Origin of the sequence: Nocardioides sp. (assembly GCF_036401255.1) — a bacterium.
GTDB lineage: Bacteria > Actinomycetota > Actinomycetes > Propionibacteriales > Nocardioidaceae > Nocardioides.
This window is the reverse complement of record NZ_DASWVI010000329.1, coordinates 1-7333: the sequence shown is the minus strand read 5'-3', so window position 1 is coordinate 7333 and position 7333 is coordinate 1. Positions and strand designations below refer to the sequence as shown.

8 protein-coding genes are annotated in these 7333 nt (G+C 72.6%); 6 read left to right on the top strand and 2 right to left on the bottom strand.

The window, feature by feature from the left end; translation table 11 throughout:
- From VGD85_RS15375 to VGD85_RS15360, 4 genes are all read left to right on the top strand, one after another.
- On the top strand, positions 1 to 487 hold a 487-nt coding region (locus VGD85_RS15375), incomplete at its 5' end, for a glycoside hydrolase family 15 protein (protein WP_331064308.1).
- On the top strand, positions 484 to 711 hold the full coding sequence (locus tag VGD85_RS15370; protein WP_331064307.1) for a hypothetical protein: 228 nt from the start codon (positions 484 to 486) through the stop codon (positions 709 to 711). The genes VGD85_RS15375 and VGD85_RS15370, both read left to right, overlap by 4 nt.
- 42 nt (positions 712 to 753) lie before the next feature.
- Positions 754 to 1734 carry a GDP-mannose 4,6-dehydratase gene (gene gmd, locus VGD85_RS15365; protein ID WP_331064306.1) on the top strand — a complete coding sequence of 327 codons (981 nt, stop codon included), beginning with the start codon at positions 754 to 756 and terminating at the stop codon, positions 1732 to 1734.
- Between the two features lies 1 nt (position 1735).
- Positions 1736 to 2689 carry a GDP-mannose 4,6-dehydratase gene (locus tag VGD85_RS15360; RefSeq protein WP_331064305.1) on the top strand — a complete coding sequence of 318 codons (954 nt, stop codon included), beginning with the start codon at positions 1736 to 1738 and terminating at the stop codon, positions 2687 to 2689.
- A 315-nt stretch (positions 2690 to 3004) separates the two neighbouring features.
- Here VGD85_RS15360 and VGD85_RS15355 read toward each other — a convergent pair whose 3' ends face one another.
- Positions 3005 to 4243 (bottom strand): HNH endonuclease signature motif containing protein, encoded by a 1239-nt coding sequence (locus VGD85_RS15355; RefSeq protein ID WP_331064304.1) that lies wholly within the window; start codon positions 4241 to 4243, stop codon positions 3005 to 3007.
- Between the two features lie 413 nt (positions 4244 to 4656).
- Positions 4657 to 5520: a glucose-1-phosphate thymidylyltransferase RfbA gene (gene rfbA / locus VGD85_RS15350; protein WP_331064303.1), complete on the bottom strand. Its 864-nt coding sequence runs from the start codon at positions 5518 to 5520 to the stop codon at positions 4657 to 4659.
- Positions 5521 to 5639: 119 nt separating this feature from the next.
- Here rfbA and rfbB point away from each other — a divergent pair, with 119 nt between their 5' ends.
- A complete protein-coding gene (rfbB, locus tag VGD85_RS15345) occupies positions 5640 to 6638 on the top strand; it encodes a dTDP-glucose 4,6-dehydratase (protein ID WP_331064302.1) in 999 nt (332 codons plus the stop codon).
- The coding region (locus VGD85_RS15340) for a dTDP-4-dehydrorhamnose 3,5-epimerase family protein (RefSeq protein WP_331064301.1) at positions 6635 to 7333 on the top strand (699 nt) is incomplete at its 3' end. The genes rfbB and VGD85_RS15340, both read left to right, overlap by 4 nt.

The following is a 7333-nucleotide window of genomic DNA, read 5'->3' as shown; positions in this document are numbered from 1 at the left end:
CGGGTACGACGCGGACCGGCGTACGTTCACCCAGTTCTACGGCTCCGAGGGCCTGGACGCGGCGCTGCTCCTGCTGCCGCGTGTCGGGTTCCTGTCCTGGGACGACGAGCGGATCGTCGGCACGGTCGAGGCCGTCCAGCGGGAGCTGTGCCGCGACGGCTTCCTGCTGCGCTACGACCCGCAGGCCGACGGCGGCACCGACGGGCTTCCCGGCTCGGAGGGCGCGTTCCTGGCCTGCAGCTTCTGGCTTGCCGACGCCCTGCACGGCATCGGCCGCACCCGCGAGGCCGAGGACCTGTTCACCCGCCTGTTGGCTCTGCGTAACGATGTTGGCATGCTGAGCGAGGAGTGCGACCCGCGGACCGGGGCGCATCTCGGCAACACACCGCAGGCGTTCAGCCTGGTCGGGCTGGTCAACACCGCCCGCCACCTCGGGGGCACGACCCACGCGACCACCGAGAGCCCCACGAGAGGAGACCACGGATGACCAACCCCGTGAGTGACCGCACGGCGCACGGCCACGACCCGCTCGGCGAGCTGTTCCGGTGGGAGGAGGCCGGCGGGAGCTGGCGGGCGCTGGACCGCGACCGCGACGGCACCGTCACGGTCTCCCTGCGCCGCTGCGACGGCGGTGAGGAGGTCGCCCGGATCGTGTCCGCCGACCGCGAGCTCGCGGTCTACGTCTCGGCCCGTCCCAGCAGCGAGGGCTGAGCGCCGGGTGGCGCCCGCGGCGGGCACTGGCACAATCCGGGCATGCCCACCGCGCTCATCACCGGCATCACCGGCCAGGACGGCCTCTACCTGGCGGAGTTCCTGCTCGCCAAGGGGTACGACGTCCACGGCGTGATCCGCGGGCAGAACAACCCCAAGCGCGACCTGGTCGAGCGGCTGCTGCCCGACGTCCGCCTCCACAACGGCGACCTGACCGACATGTCGAGCCTGATCCGGGCGCTGCGCGACTCCGACCCTGACGAGGTCTACAACCTCGGCGCGGTCTCGTTCGTCGCGTACTCGTGGGAGAACGCCCAGCTGACCACCGACGTGACCGCCAAGGGCGTGCTGAACATGCTCGAGGCGGTGCGGCTGCACACCGGCGACCAGCCCGAGGGCGTGCGGTTCTACCAGGCGTCGAGCTCGGAGATGTTCGGCAAGGTGCAGGAGGTCCCGCAGCACGAGCGGACCCTGCTGTGGCCGCGCTCGCCGTACGGCGTCAGCAAGGTGTTCGGGCACTACATGACGATCAACTACCGCGAGTCCTACGGCATGCACGCCTCCTCGGGGATCTTGTTCAACCACGAGTCCCCGCGCCGCGGGCCGGAGTTCGTGACCCGCAAGATCAGCGAGGCGGTCGCCCGGATCAAGCTGGGCCTGCAGGACGAGCTGGTGCTCGGCAACCTCGACGCCGAGCGCGACTGGGGGTTCGCCGGCGACTACGTCGAGGCGATGTGGCTGATGCTGCAGCAGCCGAGCGCCGACGACTATGTGATCGCGACCGGCGAGGCGCACTCGATCCGCGACTTCCTCGACGCGGCGTTCGCGCACATCGGCGTGGACGACTGGACGCCGTACGTGCGCCAGGACCCGCGCTTCATGCGGCCCGCCGAGGTCGACCACCTGATCGGCGACGCCAGCAAGGCCCGCGAGGTGCTCGGCTGGAAGCCGAAGGTGTCGTTCCGCGAGCTGGTCGCGCTGATGGTCGACGCCGACCTGGCCGCGACCCAGCAGGGCTGGTGACATGACCCAGCCGCGGCGGGCCTTCGTCACCGGGATCAGCGGCCAGGACGGCCGCTACCTCGCCGAGCGGCTGCTCGGCGAGGGCGTCGAGGTGCACGCGCTGGCCCACCACCTCGAGCCGCTGCCCGACCAGCCCGGCGTCGAGCTGCACACCGGCGACCTCACCGCGGTCGAGGAGGTGCGGGCGCTGCTGGTCGACCTGGCCCCCGACGAGGTCTACAACCTGGCCGCGCTCAGCTCAGTCGCACGCTCCTGGGAGGAGCCGGACCTGACCGCCCGGGTCAACGGGATGGCCGCCGCGGCGCTGCTGGAGTCGGCGCTGGCGGTCCAGGACAAGCTCGGCCGCCCGGTGCGCTTCGTGCAGGCCTCGAGCGCGGAGATCTTCGGCCAGCCCGACCGCTCCCCGCAGGACGAGTCGACGCCGCTGCGGCCGGTGAACCCGTACGGCGCCGCCAAGGCCTACGCCCACCTGATGGTCGACGTCTATCGCCGCCGCGACCTGCACGCGGTCAGCGCGATCCTCTACAACCACGAGTCGCCGCACCGGCCGCCGGAGTTCGTGACCCGCAAGATCACCTCGACGGTCGCCGCGATCGCCCACGGCCGCGCGACCACGCTCGCGCTCGGCAACCTCGACGCCCGCCGCGACTGGGGCTGGGCGCCGGACTACGTCGACGCGATGGTCCGCGCGGTGCGCGCCGACGTCGCCCGCGACTACGTGATCGCCACCGGCGTCGCCCACTCCGTGCGCGACTTCGTGGCCGCTGCCTTCGCCCGCGCCGGCATCGAGGACTGGGAGCCGCTGGTCACGGTCGACCCGGAGTTCGTCCGCCCCGCCGACCCCACCGAGCTGGTCGGCGACGCCACCCTCGCCCGCGACGCCCTGGGCTGGGCTCCGACGGTGGGGTTCGACGAGATCGTCGGCCGGATGGTCGACGCCGACCTCGCCGGCTGACCCGGCGCCGGCGTGCGTCGGCCCGCGGGCTGCCTCGGCTCGAGGTCGTTGAAAGCGGGGGACGTGGTCGCCGTCCGCTGTGGTTGCGCAGGCGTGGTCACCGTCGGCGCCCGGCATGCGGTGGCCTGGGGTCGTCGTGCTGTGGTCACCGTCGAGTACACGAGAGTCGGATGGCCGCTCGTTCCGCGCAGGCCAGGAGCACGGTGGTTGAGGAAGGCGCGCTGGCGCCTGTCTCGAAACCACCCCCTCCGGGTGGGATCACCGGCCCCGGGCATGGGTGTGGCCCCGCCGGCCGTGGCCGGCGGGGTCGGGTGCTCAGGTATGTCGCGTGTACGTGCGGCCCATCGGACTGGTCCAGGTGAACAGCCGGTGCCCGACCCGTTCGAGGCGCCATCCACCGTGCGTTTTCAAGCGATGGTGGAATCTGCAGGCCGGCACAAGATTGCACGAGCACGTCGGACCGCCCCGGTCCCACGGGATCACATGATCCAGATCGCAGCCCCGCGACGGTCGGGTGCAGCCCGGGAACACACACGTCGGATGGGTCAGCATCACCTGCTCGCGCAGGCGGGGTGAGGGCGTGTAGCCAGGCACCTCGAGGTGCTCGCCCAGGTCCAGCACCGGGCGGACGCTGACAGGTCCGGTGGCCGACGCGCACCAGCCCTCGACCTGACCCACGAGCACGTGGGAGCGGGTGTTCTCCACCCCGGCCAGGGCTTCCTCGGACAGGTGGGTGTAGACGACCAGCTGCCGCGGCGTACGGGCTGGCTTCACCGGCTCGGCGCGGGCCTCGACGGGGAGCATCAGGTCGCCGCGGGCCAGCGCTCCGGCGGCCATCGCACGGCGCACGTCCAACGTCTCAGCACAGCCGAGGTCGGCGAGCTGCTGCGCACCGGCACTGATCGCGTGGTCGAGGTCCAGGGCGTCCGCCAGGTCCAGCTCGCCCCGCACAGTCGCGGTGCCCTCCAGCGACGGGGTGTGGGTGTCGACGTCGAAGAACCGACCCTCCGCCGCGAGCAGCCGGCGGTGTTCGGCCTCGATGGGGTCGAAGGTGGCACGCGCGGCCTCCACGGTCCGCTCCAGCTGCGCCCAGGTGAGCCGGTGCGCCACCGGGGCGAGATGCCGGTCGACATGGTCAGCACCTTCCGCGGGCAGGGACATGGTGCTGCGGGCGATCTTGCGGGCCCGCCACACCGCCACCTGCCCGGCCATCACGCGGGCCCACAGGCGCGGGAGCCGGTAGCGGACCTCCACCGCATCCCCGAGATAGGACCGGCCCGCGTCGGTGGACACCCCGATAGCGAGGGCGAAGTCCGCGACACAGAACTCCGCCACCAGCGGCGCCCCGGGCCCCGCGATCGCGAGCTCGCCCTCGGTCCCCTCGACGGTCGCGGCGTCGTCGAGGTCGTCGACAGGGTGGGCGGCGGCCCAGTCGGCAGCGAGCCGGAACTTCGCGATCTCCTGCCGGTCCAGCTCGGCCTGGGTCGTCTCCAGGGCGGCCAGCAGCCCGCCGGGACCATCGAGGTCCGGGTGCGTGAGCGGGAGGGCTGCCATGGATCCATCCCAGCACTGCCCACCGACAACGAGACGCCCAGAACCCCTTGTTCCACAGGGTCCCGGCACATTCGAAAGCAAAATCTTCTGGAGTCGCTGGGTGGGTGATGCCGGTAGCCGGAATCCCGGGTCGACGACGGTGACCACAAGCACGACGACCACCCGCGACCGTCAGGTCCGTGACCGCGGTGACCACCTCGCGCTCGACCACAGCGGACGGCGACCACGTCTCCCGTCAACGCAACCCCGACCGGAGACCACCCGCAGGCCGAGCCAGATGTGACGGTGGTTTCGAGACGGTTGCAGCGCAACCTCCTCAACCACCGGGATGACCCCACGGGCCGACGCGGCGGTGGTTTCGAGGCTCGTCGCTGGCGCTCCTCGCACCTCAACCACCGCGATGACCCGGGGCGTCAGGGCTCCAGCAGGCCGAGCAGGTACCCGCCGTACCCACTGTTGAGCTGCCGCTTGGCGGCCAGCCGCAGCCCCTCGTCGGAGATGAAGCCCATCCGCCAGGCGACCTCCTCCGGCGAGCCGACCATCACCCCCTGGCGGGTCTCGACCGCACGCACGTAGTTGCAGGCGTCGTTGAGGGCGTCGAACGTGCCGGTGTCGAGCCACGCGGCGCCGCGTGGGAGCACCTCGACGTGCAGCCGGCCCTCCTCCAGGTAGGTCCGGTTGAGGTCGGTGATCTCGAGCTCCCCGCGCGCCGAGGGCCGCAGCGTGCGCGCCCGCTCGACCACGTCGGTGCCGTAGAAGTAGAGCCCGGGGACGGCATAGCTGCTGCGCGGGCGGGCCGGCTTCTCCTCGAGCGACAGGGCGCGGCCCTCGTCGTCGAACTCCACGACGCCGTACGCCGTCGGGTCGGCGACCCGGTAGGCGAACACGGCCGCACCGTCGAGGTGGCCGAAGCGCTGCAGGCGGGTGCCGAGCCCCTCGCCGTGGAAGATGTTGTCGCCGAGCACGAGCGCGACCCGGTCGCCGGCGATGTGCCGCTCGCCGATGAGGAACGCCTGGGCGAGCCCCTCGGGCGCGGGCTGCACGGCGTAGTCGATGGCGACGCCGAGGTCGCCGCCGTCGCCGAGCAGCCGCTCGAACTGCCCGACCTCGTGCGGGGTCGCGATCACCAGGATCTCCCGGATGCCGGCGAGCATCAGCGTGCAGAGCGGGTAGTAGACCATCGGCTTGTCGTAGACGGGCAGCAGCTGCTTGCTCAGCCCGTGGGTGATCGGGTGCAGGCGGGAGCCGGTGCCGCCGGCCAGGACGATTCCCCGCATGCCCCGACGCTAGGCAGCCGACGTGTGCCCACCGACCAGCCAGAGGGCGCTTCCCCAAGATCGAGTACGCCGCTCGGGGGCGCCCCGGCCCGCGCGCCGGCCCACCTAGCGTCGAGGTCGTGCGACGGATCCTCGTCACCGGGGGTGCCGGCTTCGTCGGGTCGAACTTCGTCCACCACGTGATGGCGACCACCGACCTGGACGTGACGGTCCTCGACAAGCTCACCTACGCCGCGAGCCCGGCCGCGCTCGAGGGCTGCCCGCCCGGCCGGGTGCGGCTGGTGGTCGGCGACGTCGCCGACGCCGAGGTGGTCGGGCCGCTGGTGGCCGGCCATGACGCGGTGGTGCACTTCGCGGCCGAGTCGCACAACGACAACTCGCTGCGCGACCCTGCGCCGTTCGTCCGGACCAACCTGCTGGGCACCTTCACACTGCTGGAGGCGGTACGCCGGTCGGGCGTCCGGCTGCACCACGTCTCGACCGACGAGGTGTACGGCGACCTGGCGCTCGACGACCCGGCGCGGTTCACCGAGGCCTCGGCGTACGACCCGTCGAGCCCGTACTCCTCCACCAAGGCCGGGTCCGACCACCTGGTGCGGGCGTGGGTGCGCAGCTTCGGCGTGCCGGCGACGATCTCGAACTGCTCGAACAACTACGGGCCGTGGCAGCACGTGGAGAAGTTCATCCCGCGCCAGATCACCAACGTGCTGGCGGGCGGGCGGCCGCGGGTCTACGGCGCGGGCCGCAACGTCCGCGACTGGATCCACGCCGCCGACCACGCCTCGGCGGTGCTGCGGATCCTCGAGCGCGGCCGGATCGGCGAGACCTACCTGGTCGGCGCGGGCGGCGAGCGCAGCAACCTCGACGTGGTGCGGCTGATCCTGCGGCTGCTGGGCCGGCCCGAGGACGACTTCGACCTGGTGGGCGACCGGCCGGGCCACGACCTGCGCTACGCGATCGACGCGACCAAGCTGCGCACCGAGCTGGGGTGGCGCCCGGCGTACTCCGACTTCGAGGCGGGGCTGGCGGACACGATCGAGTGGTACGTCGCGCACCCGGGCTGGTGGCGGGCGCACAAGCGCGAGGTCGAGGCGGCCTATGCGGCGGTGGGCCAGTGACCCGCCCGGCGGTGGAGCGGCTGGCGATCCCGGGGCTGCTGGTGGTGCGGCTCGCGGTGCACGAGGACGCCCGCGGCTGGTTCGAGGAGTCCTGGCAGCGGGAGACGATGGTGGCGCTCGGGGTGCCCGACTTCGGGCCCGTGCAGGGCAACCTGTGCTTCAGCGCGCGCCGGGGCGTGACCCGCGGCATCCACGCGGAGCCGTGGGACAAGCTGGTCACGGTCGCGGCCGGCGCGGTGTTCGCGGTCTGGGTGGACCTGCGGGCCGGGCGCGGCTTCGGCCGCACCTGCCGGGTCGAGCTGCGGCCCGGCGTGGCGGTGTTCGTCCCGCGCGGTGTGGGCAACGGCTACCAGGCGCTGGAGGACGGCACCGCCTACAGCTACCTGGTCAACGACCACTGGCGCGCGGGCGTCGACTATCCCGCGGTCGCGCTGGACGACCCGGCGCTGGGCATCGACTGGCCGGTCGACCTCGCGGCGGCCGAGATCTCGGCGAAGGACCGGGCCAACCCGTCGCTGCACGACGCCGGCCCGGTCGCGCCGCGGCGGGTGCTGGTCACCGGCGCGCGCGGCCAGCTCGGTCGGGCGCTGGCGGCAGAGTTCACCGGCGCCGACCTGGCGGACCGCGACGAGCTCGACCTCACCGACGACCGCGCGCTGGCGGCGTGGCCGTGGGCGGACTACGACGTGGTGCTC

What these genes read in the sequence shown, in the direction of transcription:
- VGD85_RS15370 (WP_331064307.1), top strand. Translation starts at nt 484, where the DNA reads ATGACCAACCCCGTGAGTGACCGCACGGCGCACGGCCACGACCCGCTC.
- gmd (WP_331064306.1), top strand. Translation starts at nt 754, where the DNA reads ATGCCCACCGCGCTCATCACCGGCATCACCGGCCAGGACGGCCTCTAC.
- VGD85_RS15360 (WP_331064305.1), top strand. Translation starts at nt 1,736, where the DNA reads ATGACCCAGCCGCGGCGGGCCTTCGTCACCGGGATCAGCGGCCAGGAC.
- VGD85_RS15355 (WP_331064304.1), bottom strand. Translation starts at nt 4,243, where the DNA reads ATGGCAGCCCTCCCGCTCACGCACCCGGACCTCGATGGTCCCGGCGGG.
- rfbA (WP_331064303.1), bottom strand. Translation starts at nt 5,520, where the DNA reads ATGCGGGGAATCGTCCTGGCCGGCGGCACCGGCTCCCGCCTGCACCCG.